The sequence below is a fragment of the Stenotrophomonas sp. STEN033 genome (assembly GCF_056856655.1).
On sequence record NZ_JBXFWM010000001.1, the window covers coordinates 74,657 to 89,948 of the forward strand.

The 15,292-nt window shown below is 65.5% G+C and carries 14 protein-coding genes; 9 read left to right on the top strand and 5 right to left on the bottom strand.

Going from position 1 to position 15,292, the window contains the following annotated elements:
• Positions 1-33 precede the first annotated feature (33 nt).
• Positions 34-1,116 (bottom strand): tRNA epoxyqueuosine(34) reductase QueG, encoded by a 1,083-nt coding sequence (gene queG / locus AC1VXC_RS00365; protein ID WP_481538350.1) that lies wholly within the window; start codon positions 1,114-1,116, stop codon positions 34-36.
• Between the two features lie 23 nt (positions 1,117-1,139).
• Between queG and AC1VXC_RS00370 the strand changes: the two genes are divergently transcribed.
• The 6 genes from AC1VXC_RS00370 to AC1VXC_RS00395 all read left to right on the top strand — a co-directional run bounded on the left by AC1VXC_RS00370 (position 1,140) and on the right by AC1VXC_RS00395 (position 8,813).
• Entirely contained in the window at positions 1,140-2,612 is a 1,473-nt protein-coding gene (locus AC1VXC_RS00370; protein ID WP_481538349.1) for an NAD(P)H-hydrate dehydratase, read from the top strand.
• Between the two features lie 8 nt (positions 2,613-2,620).
• Positions 2,621-3,100 carry a tRNA (adenosine(37)-N6)-threonylcarbamoyltransferase complex ATPase subunit type 1 TsaE gene (gene tsaE, locus AC1VXC_RS00375; protein ID WP_481538348.1) on the top strand — a complete coding sequence of 160 codons (480 nt, stop codon included), beginning with the start codon at positions 2,621-2,623 and terminating at the stop codon, positions 3,098-3,100.
• 80 nt (positions 3,101-3,180) lie between these two features.
• The gene (locus AC1VXC_RS00380; protein WP_313169598.1) at positions 3,181-4,776 is read left to right on the top strand and encodes an N-acetylmuramoyl-L-alanine amidase; all 1,596 of its coding nucleotides are present in this window, start codon (positions 3,181-3,183) and stop codon (positions 4,774-4,776) included.
• 307 nt (positions 4,777-5,083) lie between these two features.
• Positions 5,084-6,943 carry a DNA mismatch repair endonuclease MutL gene (mutL, locus tag AC1VXC_RS00385; RefSeq protein WP_481538347.1) on the top strand — a complete coding sequence of 620 codons (1,860 nt, stop codon included), beginning with the start codon at positions 5,084-5,086 and terminating at the stop codon, positions 6,941-6,943.
• Positions 6,943-7,881, top strand: coding sequence for a DUF1684 domain-containing protein (locus AC1VXC_RS00390; protein WP_481538346.1), 939 nt, complete (start codon positions 6,943-6,945; stop codon positions 7,879-7,881). The genes mutL and AC1VXC_RS00390 overlap by 1 nt, the downstream gene beginning before the upstream one ends.
• Positions 7,878-8,813, top strand: coding sequence for a TraB/GumN family protein (locus AC1VXC_RS00395; protein ID WP_313493520.1), 936 nt, complete (start codon positions 7,878-7,880; stop codon positions 8,811-8,813). The genes AC1VXC_RS00390 and AC1VXC_RS00395 overlap by 4 nt, the downstream gene beginning before the upstream one ends.
• Positions 8,814-8,960: 147 nt before the next feature.
• Here AC1VXC_RS00395 and phaR read toward each other — a convergent pair whose 3' ends face one another.
• The 3 genes from phaR to gluQRS all read right to left on the bottom strand — a co-directional run bounded on the left by phaR (position 8,961) and on the right by gluQRS (position 11,316).
• Positions 8,961-9,485: a polyhydroxyalkanoate synthesis repressor PhaR gene (gene phaR, locus AC1VXC_RS00400; protein WP_313169606.1), complete on the bottom strand. Its 525-nt coding sequence runs from the start codon at positions 9,483-9,485 to the stop codon at positions 8,961-8,963.
• Between the two features lie 146 nt (positions 9,486-9,631).
• Positions 9,632-10,372 (bottom strand): beta-ketoacyl-ACP reductase, encoded by a 741-nt coding sequence (gene phbB / locus AC1VXC_RS00405; RefSeq protein ID WP_313169608.1) that lies wholly within the window; start codon positions 10,370-10,372, stop codon positions 9,632-9,634.
• A 56-nt stretch (positions 10,373-10,428) separates the two neighbouring features.
• Positions 10,429-11,316 carry a tRNA glutamyl-Q(34) synthetase GluQRS gene (gene gluQRS / locus AC1VXC_RS00410; protein ID WP_313493523.1) on the bottom strand — a complete coding sequence of 296 codons (888 nt, stop codon included), beginning with the start codon at positions 11,314-11,316 and terminating at the stop codon, positions 10,429-10,431.
• Between the two features lie 92 nt (positions 11,317-11,408).
• Between gluQRS and htpX the strand changes: the two genes are divergently transcribed.
• Positions 11,409-12,275: a protease HtpX gene (htpX, locus tag AC1VXC_RS00415; protein WP_313169611.1), complete on the top strand. Its 867-nt coding sequence runs from the start codon at positions 11,409-11,411 to the stop codon at positions 12,273-12,275.
• A 257-nt stretch (positions 12,276-12,532) separates the two neighbouring features.
• Positions 12,533-13,351, top strand: a complete 819-nt coding sequence (locus AC1VXC_RS00420; protein ID WP_481527911.1) for a hypothetical protein — start codon at positions 12,533-12,535, stop codon at positions 13,349-13,351.
• Between the two features lie 207 nt (positions 13,352-13,558).
• On the opposite strand, the gene AC1VXC_RS00425 is transcribed toward AC1VXC_RS00420, so the two are convergent.
• Positions 13,559-14,386 carry an inositol monophosphatase family protein gene (locus tag AC1VXC_RS00425; RefSeq protein ID WP_313169615.1) on the bottom strand — a complete coding sequence of 276 codons (828 nt, stop codon included), beginning with the start codon at positions 14,384-14,386 and terminating at the stop codon, positions 13,559-13,561.
• Between the two features lie 119 nt (positions 14,387-14,505).
• Here AC1VXC_RS00425 and AC1VXC_RS00430 point away from each other — a divergent pair, with 119 nt between their 5' ends.
• On the top strand, positions 14,506-15,270 hold the full coding sequence (locus AC1VXC_RS00430) for an RNA methyltransferase (RefSeq protein ID WP_313169616.1): 765 nt from the start codon (positions 14,506-14,508) through the stop codon (positions 15,268-15,270).
• The last annotated feature ends 22 nt before the right edge of the window (positions 15,271-15,292 follow it).

Genomic DNA, 15,292 nt, shown 5'->3' on the forward strand with positions numbered 1-15,292 from the left:
GCGATTGCGCTGGCCGGCGATGTTGGAGCGGGGTCAGGACTTCTGCGTGGTGTCGGCATGCCGCTGCAAGGCCCACTGCACATGTTCGCGCACCACGTCGGATGCATGCGTCTGGCGGCTTTGCAGCGCTTGCTCTGCGGCGGGAGAGGGCGCGGCATTGCCCAGCGCCACGGCGATGTTGCGCAGCCAGCGTTCGTGGCCGCTGCGACGGATCGGGCTGCCCTCGGTGCGGCGCAGGAACTCGTCTTCTTCCCAGGCGAACAGCTCGGGCAGGGTGGCGGTGTCCAGATTGTTGCGGGCGCGGAAGTCCGGCTCGTCGGTGCGCCGGGCGAACTTGTTCCACGGGCACACCAGCTGGCAGTCATCGCAGCCATAGATGCGGTTGCCCATCAGGGGGCGCATTTCCAGCGGAATCGCGCCTTCATGCTCGATGGTCAGATAGGAGATGCAACGGCGCGCATCCAGCCGATGCGGGGCGATGATGGCGGCAGTGGGGCAGACATCGATGCAGCGCGTGCAACTGCCGCAGTGCGCGGTGGCCGGCACATCCACCGGCAATGGCAGGTCAACGTAGATCTCGCCGAGGAAGAACCAGGAGCCGCCGTTGCGGTCGATCAGGCAGGTGTGTTTGCCGATCCAGCCCAGCCCGGCATTGCGCGCCAGTGCACGCTCAAGCACCGGCGCCGAGTCGACGAAGACCCGGTAGCCGAACTGGCCAATCTCGCCGGCGATGCGCTCGGCCAGCTTCTGCAGGCGGTTGCGCATCAGCTTGTGGTAATCGCGGCCCAGCGCGTAGCGCGCCACATAGGCGCGCTCGCCATCATTCAAGGTTGCCCAGGCTTCGGCGTCGTCCTTGTGGCCGTAATCCAGGCCGACCGAGATCACCCGCAGCGTGCCGGGCAGCAGTTCCTGTGGGCGCGCCCGCAAGGTGCCGTGGCGGGCCATCCATTCCATCGTTCCATACAAGCCCTTGCCCAGCCAGTCGGCCAGGTGTGCTTCATCCTCGCCCAGCTCGATGCCACTGACCCCGCAGCGCTGGAAGCCCGCCTCACGGGCAAGCTGGCGGATGCGCAGCGACAACTGCGCCGGATTTGCGGCGGTAACGGCTTCAGACATGGCGCAAGTATAGAATTGCCGGCATGTCAGAGCCCGTCGAATTGTTCGATATCGCCGCTGCCCGCCAGATTGATGGGCAAGCGACCGCTGCCCTGGGTGGCGATGCTTACCTGCTGATGCAGCGCGCCGGCCATGCTGCCTGGCAGACCGCGCTGCAGTATTGGCCGCAGGCGCGGCGCATCGTGGTGGTGTGCGGGCCCGGCAACAATGGTGGCGACGGCTATGTGCTGGCCCGCCACGCCCGCCAGTCCGGGCGTGACGTCAGCGTGCTGCATTTGCCGGACGCGTCGCCGCGCACAGCCTTGGCGCAGCGCGCCTGCACGGATTATCTGGCCGTTGGCGGCCACGTTGAGATTGCGTCGCAATGCCTGCAACAAGCCGATCTGATCGTCGACGCGCTGTATGGCATCGGCTTCAGCCGCGCGCCAGATACCGATGATGCAGCCCTGATTGCAGAAATGAATGCTGCACCGGCGCCGGTATTCGCGCTGGATGTGCCCAGTGGCGTTGATGCGCTCAGCGGTAACGTAATGGGCGCCGCGGTGCGTGCAGCGCGGGTATTGCAGTTCATCGTGCCACATCAGGGCCTGCACACGGGCGCGGCGTTGGAGCATGCCGGGCAGCGCTTGCTGGCTGATCTGGAGGTGCCCGCGGTCGCCTTTGAGGGTGTCAGCGCGAGCGCGCTGCGCTGGGCCAGGCCGCAGTTGCTGCGGATGCTGCCACCACGTCGGCTCAATACCCATAAAGGTGAGTCCGGGCATGTGCTGTGCGTCGGCGGCAACCATGGTAGCGGCGGCGCGGTGATGCTTGCTGCCGAGGCTGCGCTGCGCGGTGGTGCCGGTCTGTGCAGTGTGGCGACACGTGCGCTGCATGTGGCGCCGTTGTTGGCGCGCTGTCCCGAAGCGATGGTGCACGCTGTCGACAGTTCCGAGGACTTCGCGCCATTGCTGGCACGCGCTACTGTCATCGCGCTGGGGCCGGGACTGGGCCAGGATGATTGGGCGCATGCCTTGTGGTCGGCGGTGCTGGCCAGCGGCAAGCCGCTGGTACTGGATGCCGATGGTTTGAATCTGCTGGCCGCCGATCCGCGGCCGCTGCCGCAGGCGATTCTCACCCCGCATCCGGGTGAGGCCGCGCGCCTGCTCGGCACCGATATTGCCAGCATCCAGCGAGATCGCTTTGCCGCAGCGCATGCCTTGGCAACGCGTTATGCGGCAGTGGTGGTGCTCAAGGGCGCTGGTACGGTGATCGCCGCACCCGGGCAGCTGCCGCGGGTGATTGCCGCGGGCAATCCGGGCATGGCGGTCGGCGGCATGGGTGATCTGCTGACCGGCGCCATCGCCGCCGTAGTGGCGCAGGGCCTGTCGCTGTTTGATGCGGCCAGCACTGGCGCCTTGCTGCACAGCCTGGCCGGCGATGCAGCGGCCGCCGAAGGTGAGCGCGGGCTGTTGCCGCGCGATCTATTGCCGCACTTGCGGGCGCTGGCCAATCCATAATGTCTCCCATGATCGAATTGTCATTGCCCCAAGCCGAGAGCACCGACCTGCTGGGTCAGGCCTTGGCACAGACCCGGCCCGCGCAGGCGGTGGTTCATCTGCATGGTGATCTGGGGGCCGGAAAATCCACCCTTGCCCGTGCTTTGTTGCGCGCGCTGGGCGTGCAGGGACCGATCCGCAGCCCTACCTACACCTTGATCGAGCGCTACCCGCTGGATACCGGCGAGGCTTGGCATCTGGACCTTTACCGGATCGGCAATGCCGGCGAGCTGGATTTCCTCGGTCTGGATGATGCCGGCGCCGACCTGTGGCTGATCGAATGGCCCGAGCGCGGGGCGGGTGGGCTGCCGCCGGTGGACCTGCTGGTGGCGCTGGAGATCGACGGCCATGGTCGCCGTGCGCGGTTACAGGCGCAGAGTCCGGTGGGGGAGGCCTGGCTGCAGCAGTTGCGCAAAACGCCCCACTTGCAGGGGCTTTCTGCCCTGTGACTACAGGAAGTTACGGCAGGTTGCGGATTATTAAGGGAAAAAATGTTGCAATTACCGAATTCCGGTGATTGAATCCGCCCATGACTACGGGAAACCGCCTGTTTGCATTGTCTGTTGCCGTCGCCGGCCTGTGCCTGGCCAGCGCTTCCGCGTGGGCCGGTGAGATCCGCGGGCTGGGTTTGAGCGCCGGCGCCACTGGCACCCGTGCCGAAATCCAGCTGGCGGGCGGTGGCAGCTACAAGACCATCAGCCTGGCCGGTCCCAATCGGCTGGTCATCGATTTTCCCGAATCCACCGGCGTGCGCGGCCTCAAGTTGCCTGCGCCAGCGGGTGTGGTCACCGCCGTGCGCACCGGTAACCCGGTGCCGGGCACGTTCCGCATCGTCTTTGACCTGGCCGAATCGGTGGCCGCGTTCAAGCCGCAGATGCAGGGGCAGGGCGCCGAATCCAAGTTGCTGATCGAATGGCCGGGTGAAACCGCGCCGCGCGCAACGGCTGCACCGGTGGCAAGCACAAGCACGCCGCCCGCATCTGTGCCGCCGGCAACGCCGCCGACGATAACCCCCGAGCAGGCGCGTGCCGAGGCGGCCCGTGCTACCGCTGCCTTGACGGCTGCGGTACGCCAGCAGGCCGCTACGCCAGCGCCGGCCCCGGCCGTAGCAAATCCAGCCCCAGCAACCGCCACGGCGGTCGTGGCTGCAGCCGGCAACCCGCCGACGGGGTCTTCTTCGTCCTCGCCGGCAGCCATCCTCAATGGACAGGGCGCGCCGGTCCGCACCACCATCGCCACCGGCGTGCCTACTCCCATCGTGCCGGCTCCAGCGGCTGCCGCACCGGTTGCGGCAACGCCGGCGCCTGCGCCGCGTCCGGTCATGCCAAGTGACGCGTCACGAATTCGGATGGCGCCGGGCATGCGCAATCTGGTGGTTGCCATCGATCCGGGCCACGGTGGCCAGGATCCGGGTGCTGTCGGCCCCACTGGCAAGCGCGAGAAGGACGTGACGTTGGCGGTTGCACGTGAACTTGCCCGCCAGGTCAACGCAACGCCGGGCCTGCGCGCGTTCCTGACCCGCGACACCGACGTGTTCATCCCGCTGCCGATGCGCGCCCAGCGTGCACGTGCGGCCAGGGCTGACATCTTCATCTCGATCCACGCCGATGCGGCTGAAAACCGTTCGGCGACGGGGTCTTCGGTCTATGTGCTGTCGACCAAGGGCGCGTCCTCGCAGCGTGCGCGCTGGCTGGCGGACAAGGAAAATGCCGCCGACCTCATTGGTGGCGTCAGCCTCAGCCGTACCGAAGGCACCTTGGCCAACGTGCTGCTGGATCTGGCCCAGAGCGGCAACATGAAGGCGTCGGAAGACGCGGCCGGGCACGTGCTCGGCGGCCTCAAGCGGATCGGCAACAACCACAAGCCCAACCTTGAGCGGGCCAACTTCGCCGTGCTGCGCACCTCGGACATGCCGGCGATGTTGGTCGAAACCGCGTTCATCTCCAACCCGGATGAAGAGCGTCGCCTGATTGATCCGGCCTACCAGCGCCGCATCGCCGGTGCGGTACTGGATGGCGTGCACACCTTCTTCAGCCGGCAGCCGCCGCCGGGCACCCTGTTCGCCGCCCGCGCCCAGGCCGAGATGGATGCAGCTGCTGGCACCGTTGCGGGTGGTAGCAAGTAACACAGCGCCTGCTTTGAGCCCCTCTCCCCGCGGGAGAGGGGTTGGGGTGAGGGCAGGGCGAAGTCGGATCGATGAACTACCAGTTCTTGTCCGGTTCTTTCTGCTGCATGCTGGCAATGTCGGCTGGCCTCCCCTTATCGGCCCCTTCGGGGCACCTTCTCCCGAAGGGGGAAGGGATTGGCGCTCTGATCGCGGTGTTCGGCCCATGCTCGGCTATCATCGTGGGCATGCATGACGTCAGCCTGATCCCCCATCAATCCTTGTTTCCGTCCCCCGCCAAGGCGCTGCAAACCTCTGGCGGTGCGGCATGAATGCGATCCGTCCGCTGCCGGAAATCCTGATCAACCAGATCGCCGCCGGCGAAGTGGTTGAGCGTCCCGCCTCGGTGGTCAAGGAACTGGTCGAGAACGCACTCGATGCCGGTGCGACCCGCGTGGACATCGATCTGGAAGAAGGCGGCGTGCGCCTGATCCGCATCCGCGACAACGGTGGTGGCATCGCTGCCGAGCAGCTGCCCTTGGCCGTGTCGCGGCATGCCACCAGCAAGATTGCCAGCCTGGACGATCTGGAGTCGGTGGCCACGCTCGGCTTCCGCGGCGAAGCCCTGCCGTCGATTGCCTCGGTCAGCCGTTTCACCCTGGCTTCGCGGCGTGCCGACGACGAGCATGGCTCGGCGCTGCAGATCGAGGGCGGCAAGCTCGGCGACGTCACCCCACGTGCGCACGCGCCCGGTACCACCGTGGAAGTGCGCGAGCTGTTCTACAACGTGCCGGCACGGCGCAAGTTCCTGCGCGCCGAGCGCACCGAGCTTGGCCACATCGAGGAATGGCTGCGTTCACTGGCGTTGGCGCGTCCGGACGTGGAGCTGCGTGTCTCGCACAACGGCAAGCCCTCGCGGCGCTACAAGCCCGGTGATCTCTATTCGGATGTACGATTGGGCGAAACCCTGGGCGAGGACTTCGCACGCCAGGCCTTGCGCGTGGATCACAGTGCTGCCGGCCTGCGCCTGCATGGCTGGATCGCCCAGCCGCAGTATTCGCGGGCCAGCGCGGATCAGCAGTATCTCTACGTCAACGGCCGCTCGGTGCGTGATCGCAGTGTCAGCCATGCGGTGAAGATGGCTTATGGCGATGTGCTGTACCACGGCCGACAGCCGGCCTACGTCCTGTTCCTGGAGCTGGATCCAACCCGTGTCGACGTCAACGTGCATCCGGCCAAGCACGAAGTGCGCTTCCGTGATTCGCGCCTGATCCATGATTTCGTCTATCGCACCTTGAAGGATGCACTGGCGGAGACCCGTGCCGGCATGGAGCCCGCCGCAGGGCAATCGCATCCGGCTGACCCACAGGCGCAGCCAACGCCCGGTTACAGCGCAGGTGGGTACATGCTGTCGCGCCCTGGCGGCAGTGCAGGTGGCGGTGGCAATGGCAATTGGCAGGCGCGGCAGTCGCCGCTGGGCCTGCAGGTGGCAGAAGCGCCCTCGGCATATGCGGCGCTGTACTCATCCGTGAATGGCGATGCGGATCTGCCGCGGCAGATGGATGCGGGCCCATCCCTGCCGCCGACCTCCAATGAGGCCGGCGTGCCGCCGCTGGGCTACGCGATCGCCCAGTTGCACGGCATCTACATCCTGGCCGAGAACGCCGAAGGCCTGATCGTGGTGGACATGCATGCCGCCCACGAGCGCATCGGCTACGAACGCCTGAAGAACGCGCACGACGGTATCGGCCTGCATGCGCAGCCGTTGCTGGTGCCGATGACCCTGGCGGTGGGCGAGCGTGACGCGGATACCGCCGAGCGCGAGGCGGCAACACTGGCTGCGCTGGGCTTCGAGGTCACCCGTTCCGGCCCGGGCTCGCTGCATGTGCGCAGCATTCCGGCGCTGCTGGCCAACGCCGAGCCGGAAGGCCTGCTGCGCGATGTGCTTGGCGATCTGCGCGAACACGGCCAAAGCCGCCGCATCGCCACCGCGCGCGACGAACTGTTGTCGACGATGGCCTGCCACGGCGCGGTGCGCGCCAATCGACGGCTGACCCTCCCGGAAATGAATGCCTTGCTGCGCGACATGGAGATCACCGAGCGCTCGGGGCAGTGCAATCACGGCCGCCCGACCTGGGCGCGCTTCTCCTTGGCTGAAATTGATCGCTGGTTCCTGCGGGGGCGTTGATGAGACACGTATTGGGGGGCGCGGCCTTGATTGCCGCGATGCTGCTCGGTGGCTGCGGAGATGATGCGAAGAACACCGGGCCGGTAGTACAGGCGGACCCCACGTTCGCGCATGACAACGAACTGTGGCGCGAGCAGCGCCTGGTAGAGCTGCTGGCACCCGATGGCTGGACCAGCCTGGTCGGCCTGCATTGGCTGGACCTGAAGGCGCATTACATCGGCAGTGGCAGCACCAGTGGAATCCGCTTGGCGGTGGGGCCTCCGCGCATGGGTCTGGTGACGCGCGAGGGCAAGGCATGGTTTTTCGCGCCGGAGCCCGGTGTCTCGGTCAAGGTCGATGGGCAGGTGGTGAAGGGAAGGATTCCTTTGCATAGCGACCATGCCGAAGTACCGACGCTGATCCACTTCGACGACGACAAGGGCATCATCAGCCTGATCGAACGCGGCGAACGCTTCGGCCTGCGGGTCAAGCATGCTGACGCACCGGCGCGGGTGAACTTCAGTCATCTGGAATATTGGCCGGCGGATCCGAGCTGGCGCATCACCGCGCGCTTCGTGCCGCATGACGTCAACAAGACCATTCCGATTGTCGATATCACTGGATTGACCACCGAGTTGGCCAACGCCGGCGCAATCGAGTTCGAGCGCGATGGACGCACCTGGCGTCTGGAGGCGCTGGGCGATGTTGGACGCCCGCTGCAGGTGATCTTCGCTGATCGCACCAGTGGCCGTGGCAGCTATGCGGCCGGGCGCTATATCGATATCGAGGTGCCGAACGCGAAGAGTGAGGTAGTGATCGACTTCAACCGGGCCTATAACCCGCCGTGTGCCTTCACCGCGTTCGCCACCTGTCCGTTGCCACCGCCGGAGAACCGCCTGGACATGGCGGTGGAGGCTGGTGAAAAGGCTTACGCCAAGTCCAAGGAGCCGGCCGCATGAGCTGGATCAAGCGCATGGGCCTGCTGCTGGTTGCCGGCCTGCTCGCAGTGACGCCGCTGCTGGCAGGCGCTGCAGCACCAAAGTCGCCAGCGAAGCAGCCGCCGGTACCGCTGCTGTGGAAGGTCAGCGGCGGGCAGGGCAGTGAGCTCTACCTGCTGGGCTCCTTTCATCTGCTCAAGGCCGATGACTATCCGCTGTCCGCTGACGTGGACCGCGCTTTCGCGGGTGCGCAGCGCCTGTTGTTCGAACTGTCACCGGAGGAGATGAACTCGCCGCAGTTGGCAGCGCAGATGATGCAGGCGGCGCTGCGCCGTGATGGCCGGCAGCTCAAGGACGACCTGGACCCGGCGACCTGGCAGCAACTGGAGGCCTGGGGTGCTGCCAACAACATGCCGGTTGACCGGCTGGCGGGGCTCGAGCCGTGGTTCGTGGGGCTGACCATCAGCATCGCGCAGATGACCCGCCAGGGCCTGGATCCCAAGTCCGGGCTGGACCGGCACCTGATGGATCGTGCCGCGCAGGCCAACAAGCCCGCCGTCGGCCTGGAAAGTGCATCGTCGCAGATCACCATGCTCGACAGCATGAGCATCGACGAGCAGCGTCAGCTGCTGCGTGAAGCCCTGGAGCAGGTAGACAAGGGCGACGAACAGAGCCGGCAACTGCACGATGCCTGGCGTCGTGGTGACGATGTGATGCTGTGGCGGGACATGGCCGCGCAGATGAAGCGCGAGTACCCGGGGCTGTACCAGCGGATCAATGTGGATCGCAACAACGCCTGGTTGCCCAGCCTGCAGCAGTGGTTGCAGCCCGGTCGCGGAAATACGCTGGTGGTGGTGGGGGCGTTGCACCTGCTGGGCAGCGATGGCGTGGTCGAGAAACTGCGCGCGCAGGGCTACAAGGTCGAGCGGATCTGCAGCGCCTGCAAACGTTGAGTGCCTTGGCTTGTTGCAGGAGCAGCGTAAGCCGCGAAGCCACTGAAGTCTGATGCAGCAGGAGCTTCGCGGCTTACGCCGCTCCTGCAAAAAAGCAGGGCTCCCCAAAGCAAAAGGCCGCCGCATGCGTCGGCCTTTTCGTTGCCCTCAGCGACCGCTGCGGGTCTTGCTGCCGCTGCTGGGCGGCGGTGGCTCCGTCGGTTTGCTGCCGCCTGCCGGCGGACGGGTGCCGCCAAAGCCGGCGCCCATGTTGCGCTGGAATTCCTGCCACAGCTCCAGGTTGCGCTCGGTCAACTGGTTCATCATCGCCCACGGGGTCTGCCCGAGCAGATTGCCCATCTGCTGGCGGAACTGCTGCTGCTGGTCCAGGAATACCTGCATGCTGCGCTCCAGGTAATTGCCCATGAAGCCCTGCAACGAATCCCCGTAGAAGCGGATCAACTGGCTCAACAGCTGGGTGGACAGCATCGGTTCGCCGTCCTGCTCCTTGTCCGCGATGATCTGCAGCAGCACCGAGCGGGTCAGGTCGTCGCCGCTCTTGGCGTCACGGACCTCGAACTCCTCGCCGTCAAGAATCAACTGGCGCACGTCTTCGATGGTGATGTAGCTGGAAATCTCGGTGTCGTAGAGCCGGCGATTCGGATACTTCTTGATGATGCGGGTCGCAGCCATTAAGCAGTCACTCGTCACGGTAGGTGCGCAGCATGGCGCAGTGCAGCAGGGCTTGCAACCGCCATTAGTACAGGTTGCAAGCATCGGAGAACTCTAGGTTTGTTGCGCAGCATGAATCGCCATGTTGTGCAACATGGCGTGGGCGGTCACCAACCCATGTGGTGGCCGCCGTTGATATCCAGATTGGAGCCGGTGATCCAACTGGCCTCCTCGGCGACCAGGAAGGCGACCGCATAGGCGATTTCCTCCGGCTTGCCCAGGCGCCCGGTGGGGATGTCGGCAATGATCTTGGCCCGCACCTCCTCGGGCACCGCCATCACCATGTCGGTGGCCACGTAGCCCGGCGAGATGGTGTTGACAGTGATGCCGAAGCCGGCGTTCTCACGGGCCAGGGAAATGGTGAAACCGTGCATGCCGGCCTTGGCGGCGGCGTAGTTGGCCTGGCCATACTGGCCCTTCAGGCCGTTGATAGAGCTGATCTGGATGACCCGGCCCCAACCGCGCTTGCGCATGCCCTCGATCACCGGGCGGGTGACGTTGAACACCGAGTTGAGATTGGTGTTGATCACCTCATGCCATTGCTCCGGGCTCATCCGATGGAAGGTGGTATCGCGGGTGATGCCGGCGTTGTTGACCAGGATCTCCACCGGCCCCAACGCGGCCTCGGTAGCCTGGATCAGGCTGCGGCCACTGTCCGGGTCAGCCACATCGCCCTCGAACAGGGCGATGTCGTAGCCCTTCTCGCGCATGCGCTGCTGCCACTGCTGGGCCTTTTCGGCATTGCGGAAGTTGGTGGCGACCCGGTGCCCTTGGTCGGCGAGGCGTTGGCAGATGGCGGTACCAATGCCGCCGGTACCACCGGTGACCAGTGCGACGCGCGATGTCATGGGCTCAACTCCAGGGCAGATGTGCAGGGCAGCCCATGATTCTAATGAAACTGCGCTCAGCCCGGGGGCTGCAGAGGCGCGCGCACCGAGGTTTTTTGCAGCCGCGCCGGCACAAAGGCGGCGGCCGCCTGCTGCAAGGTCTCGGCAACGCTGGTACTGGTCTCCAGCGCTGTCGGCGATTGGCCCAGTGCGGCCCACAGCCAACGCAGCACGGGCACCGGTTGGGCACTGTCCACGGGTACGGCAGCCTGTGACTTGGAGAGTTTCTGGCCGTCGCTGTCCAGCAGCAGCGGCAGGTGCAGATAACCCGGGGTTGGCAGCCCCAGGGCCTGCTGCAGCAGGATCTGCCGTGCGGTCGATTCGATCAGGTCGGCACCGCGCACCACATGGGTAATGCCCTGCTCGGCGTCGTCCACCACCACTGCCAGCTGATAAGCCCAATAACCATCGGCGCGCAACAGGACCACGTCGCCGACCTCACGGTCCACGTCCTGTTGCTGCAGCCCCTGGAGGGCATCGTCGAAGCTGACATGGCTGCCATCGGCCACGCGCAGGCGGAGCGCTGCCTGCGGGCGCTGCTGGCTGGCGACACAGCGGCGATGAATGCCCCCTTGGCTGGACAGGTCGGCGCGGCTGCAATGGCAGGCAAATGCCTTGTCCTGTGCCAACAATTGCGCAATGGCGGTTTGATAAAGATGGCTGCGTCGGCTCTGGTACTGTACCGGCAGGTCCGAGTTCAGGCCGAACGCGGCCAGTGTGGCCAGCTGCGAATCGACCGCCCCGGGCACTTCCCGCGGCGGGTCGATATCTTCGATCCGCACCAGCCATTGGCCGCCGGCATGGCGAGCCAGCAGCCAACTGCCGAAGGCGGCCAGCAGGGAGCCCAAATGCAAAGGGCCGGTCGGGGAGGGCGCGAAGCGGCCGAGGTAGGGAGTAGCTGGCATCGAAGCTGAATCGTCGGTCAGATTAATGCTTGAATTCAAGCTGTCTGCGCCGCAAATTGACTGTATCTCCCATCCTCACGGATCTGTTTCCCATGTTTACCCGTATCGGGCTGTTTCTTCTGACCAACGTCGCGGTGCTGATCCTGGCCAGCGTCGTCATGTCCCTTCTGGGCGTGAATTCCTCGCAGATGAGCGGCTTGCTGGTCATGGCGGCCATCTTTGGCTTCGGTGGCTCGATCATCTCGCTGCTGCTGTCCAAGTTCATGGCCAAGCGCGGCACGGGCGCCGTCGTCATCACCGAACCACGTAACCCGACCGAACGCTGGCTGCTGGACACCGTGGCCCGCCAGGCCAAGGCGGCCGGTATCGGCATGCCGGAAGTGGCGGTGTATGACGCGCCGGAAATCAACGCGTTCGCCACCGGTGCCAACCGCAACAACGCGCTGGTGGCGGTGTCCACCGGCCTGCTGCACAACATGAGCGAAGACGAGGCCGAAGCGGTGCTGGGCCATGAGATCGCGCACGTCGCAAACGGCGACATGATCACCATGGCGCTGCTGCAAGGCGTGTTGAACACCTTCGTGATCGTGTTGGCACGTGTGGTCGGTGGTGTCATCGACAGCGCGCTGTCGGGTAACCGCGAAGGCGGCGGCCGTGGTTTTGCCTACTACATCATCGTGTTCGTGCTGGAAATGGTGTTCGGCCTGTTCGCGACGATGATCGCGATGTGGTTCTCGCGCCATCGTGAGTTCCGCGCTGATCAGGGCGGTGCCTCGCTGGCCGGCCGGCAGAAGATGATCGCCGCACTGGAGCGTCTGAAGCTCAATCATGGCCAGAGCACCTTGCCGACCCAGATTGCCGCTTTCGGTATCGCCGGCTCGGCGGCCAAGAAGCTGTTCCTCAGCCATCCGCCGCTGGATGAGCGCATCGCCGCGCTGCGTGCCTCGACGGTGGCCTGAGCCGGGTTCTGCGAGGCTTGGTGGGCGCACGGCATCGTGCCGCCACCCTGGCCCCCTTGGTACAGGATTGATCGAAGACAACGCCCCGCAAGGGGCGTTGTCTTTTTGCATGGATGGCACGGACGGATGTGTATTGCCGATGGCCGCGGGCGAAGGCGGTTCGGTGATTTTCTGTCCGGTGAAATCGGACGGTGGCCTTCACCCTGCGCCGGTTTGTGGCTACCCTCAGGACCTTGCAGACAAACGGAGAGCGGGCAGTGCAGGACGCACACTATTGGGCGATGGAGTTCTGGAACGGGCTGAGCGTGCTGGATTTGATCGGCGGCTCGGTACTGGGAACGGTGGTGGGGTTGGCGCTGGGAGTGGCGGTGTGGGTGCTGCTGGCGCGCCGCGGTGGCCTTGCGCGGCGACGGCGCTGGCATCACTGGCTGATTGCCAGCTATGTGGTGGTGTTGCCGCTGCTGTTTGCCTTCATCGGCCTGCAGTTGGGCCTGGTCGCGGGCGGCCAGCGCGCTTTGTACAAGCAGATCGATCACTTCCAGCCGCACCTGCAGGCCGCCACCGAGCATTGGCTGGTGGATTTCAAGAATTCGCTGGATACGCCGGAGCTGGAGGCGATGCTGCGCGATGATGTTTCCGCACACGAAGCTGCGCGCATTGCGGTGGAGTCCTATCTCAGCGAACGCCGCCTGGCCGATGTCAGCGTGCTCAAGGGCGAGAGCCTGCCGCAACGCTGGGCGCGCAAGGGCATCGAGCACCTGCGCAGCGAGGTGATGCTGCGGTGGGTGGAGGACAGCCTGGTCGAGCAGGTGGGCGGGCGCAGCGGGCTGGATAAGGCCGTGTTCCGCGAAGCGCTGGGCATGCGCATGAGCGAGTTGCTGCATACCAAGGGGGTGATCCGCCTGCTGAAGGCGCAGATCGGCTCGATGATGCCGGGTATCTATTTTGGCTTGCTGCTGCCGCTGCTGATCGTGATGGCGCTGGTATTGCTGGAGATCTGGCTGGCCAGCCGATATGGCTGGGGCCGGCAGCCGGTTGTCGGCGCTGCGGTGGTTCCCGCTGTATCCGCTGGCTGAGCCGGCCTGACGTTTTTGTGGAAGCGGCGTAAGCCGCGAAGCTGGCATTGCCGGGGCGCCGGCGGCCTGTGTCATCTGATGGATTTCCTGCTTCGCGGCTTGCGCCGCTCCCACAGGAAAATCGGTGCACCGCGCTTTGCCCACAAAAAAACCGATGCCAGAACGCTGGCATCGGTTTTCGGATGACTCACTGCGATGGCAGCTGAATCAGAACTTCGGGTCGAACTCGGCGGCGTAGCCGGTGTTGACGATGACCTTCTGCAGGGCTTCGCACACCTTGATGTTGCCGGCCACGACCTGCTGGGTCTCCGGGCCGCGCGAGTCCATGCGGTCCAGGGTGGCGCCGCGGTAGTTGCAGACCTTGCCGCCGGCTTCGCGTACCAGCAGCACGCCAGCAGCAATGTCCCATGCCTTCACGCCAGCCTCGAAGTAGGCGTCGGCGCGGCCGCAGGCCACGTAGGCCAGGTCCAGCGCGGCGGAGCCGGTGCGGCGCACATCCTCGGCCTGCACCAGCAGGGTGTCCACGGTCTTGAGCTGGGTGCTGGCGCGGCTGCGTTCGCGCGGGGCGAAGCCGGTGTGGATCATGGTGCCTTCCAGGTCCTTGCGGTCTGCCACGCGCAGGCGACGGTCGTTGAGCACGGCACCGTTGCCCTTGGAGGCGGTGAACAGCTCGTTGCGCAGCGGGTCGAAGATCACCGCGTCGGTCGGCTCGCCGTTTTCAACCAGGGCAATGGAGACACAGTAGTGCGGGAAGCCGCGCAGGTAGTTGCTGGTGCCGTCGAGCGGGTCGATCACCCACATCATGCGGTTGACGCCCTGGATACCGCCCTCTTCACCGAAGATGCCGTATTCCGGATAGGCGCGCTTGAGTTCCTTGACGATTACCTTCTCAGCGTCGGCATCGACTTCGCTGGCGTAATCCATCCGACCCTTCTGCACGACGTTCAGGGCTTCAAGCTTGTTGATGTTGCGGAGCAGGACGTTGCCGGCGAGGCGGGCGGCCTTGACCATGACGGTTACGGCGGGTTTCTGCATGGCGAAAGGCTCCCGTGAAGGCAGAGATCGGATTGGCGGGGGAAAAGAGCGGGTCCGGCGCATTGACCGGCCGCGCAGTTTACCATCTACAGCTGTCTCGCTCCTGATTTTTTAACGCCATGTCCGTTTCTGCTCATATTCGCTTCGTTCTTGTTGGCACCCAGCACCCCGGCAACATCGGCGCGGCGGCCCGTGCGATGAAGACCATGGGGCTGGCACGGCTGGTCCTGGTGGCCCCGGAAAAGCCGCTGGATGATGTGGCTTTCCGGCGCTCGGCGGGTGCCGAGGATGTATTGGGGGATGCGCCGGTGTTCGCGAGCCTTGCGGAGGCGGTGGCCGATTGCCGGCTGGTGATGGGCTGCACCGCGCGCGCGCGGCGCGTGCAGCTGGAGGAACTGCTGCCGGAAGTGGCCGGCCAGCGTGCGGTGGCCAAGGCTGCCGAGCCGGCCGAAGTGGCGTTCGTGTTCGGTCGCGAGCGCACCGGTCTGACCAATGAGGAGTTGCAGCTCTGCCATGCCGCCGTACATATCCCGTCCGACCCTGAATTCAGCTCGCTGAACCTGGCTGCGGCGGTGCAGGTCCTGGCCTACGAAGTGCGGATGGCCGCGCTCGAGGCCGAGGCGTCCGCGCCGGCGCCGGTTGAACTGGGTCATGGCGAGGCCCCGGCCAGTCATGCCCAGCTGGAGGGCTTGTTCGGCCAGTTCGGCGACACCCTGGACCAGATCGACTTCCACAAGGGCCGCGCACCCGAGTCGGCCATGCGCAAGTTGCGCCGTCTGTTCATGAAGGCGGAGCTCTCGGAGCAGGAGGTGCGGCTGATGCGTGGCATCCTGTCGGATGCCCAGCGTATGGCGCGATTGGCTGGACAGAAAAAAACTGAGTAACGCATCACGGTTTGTAAAAACC

Coding starts and splice junctions, on each gene's coding strand:
- AC1VXC_RS00370 (WP_481538349.1), top strand. CDS start 1,140: ATGTCAGAGCCCGTCGAATTGTTCGATATCGCCGCTGCCCGCCAGATT.
- tsaE (WP_481538348.1), top strand. CDS start 2,621: ATGATCGAATTGTCATTGCCCCAAGCCGAGAGCACCGACCTGCTGGGT.
- phbB (WP_313169608.1), bottom strand. CDS start 10,372: ATGACATCGCGCGTCGCACTGGTCACCGGTGGTACCGGCGGCATTGGT.
- AC1VXC_RS00395 (WP_313493520.1), top strand. CDS start 7,878: ATGAGCTGGATCAAGCGCATGGGCCTGCTGCTGGTTGCCGGCCTGCTC.
- AC1VXC_RS00425 (WP_313169615.1), bottom strand. CDS start 14,386: ATGCAGAAACCCGCCGTAACCGTCATGGTCAAGGCCGCCCGCCTCGCC.
- AC1VXC_RS00380 (WP_313169598.1), top strand. CDS start 3,181: ATGACTACGGGAAACCGCCTGTTTGCATTGTCTGTTGCCGTCGCCGGC.
- phaR (WP_313169606.1), bottom strand. CDS start 9,485: ATGGCTGCGACCCGCATCATCAAGAAGTATCCGAATCGCCGGCTCTAC.
- gluQRS (WP_313493523.1), bottom strand. CDS start 11,316: ATGCCAGCTACTCCCTACCTCGGCCGCTTCGCGCCCTCCCCGACCGGC.
- AC1VXC_RS00430 (WP_313169616.1), top strand. CDS start 14,506: ATGTCCGTTTCTGCTCATATTCGCTTCGTTCTTGTTGGCACCCAGCAC.
- htpX (WP_313169611.1), top strand. CDS start 11,409: ATGTTTACCCGTATCGGGCTGTTTCTTCTGACCAACGTCGCGGTGCTG.
- AC1VXC_RS00390 (WP_481538346.1), top strand. CDS start 6,943: ATGAGACACGTATTGGGGGGCGCGGCCTTGATTGCCGCGATGCTGCTC.
- mutL (WP_481538347.1), top strand. CDS start 5,084: ATGAATGCGATCCGTCCGCTGCCGGAAATCCTGATCAACCAGATCGCC.
- queG (WP_481538350.1), bottom strand. CDS start 1,116: ATGTCTGAAGCCGTTACCGCCGCAAATCCGGCGCAGTTGTCGCTGCGC.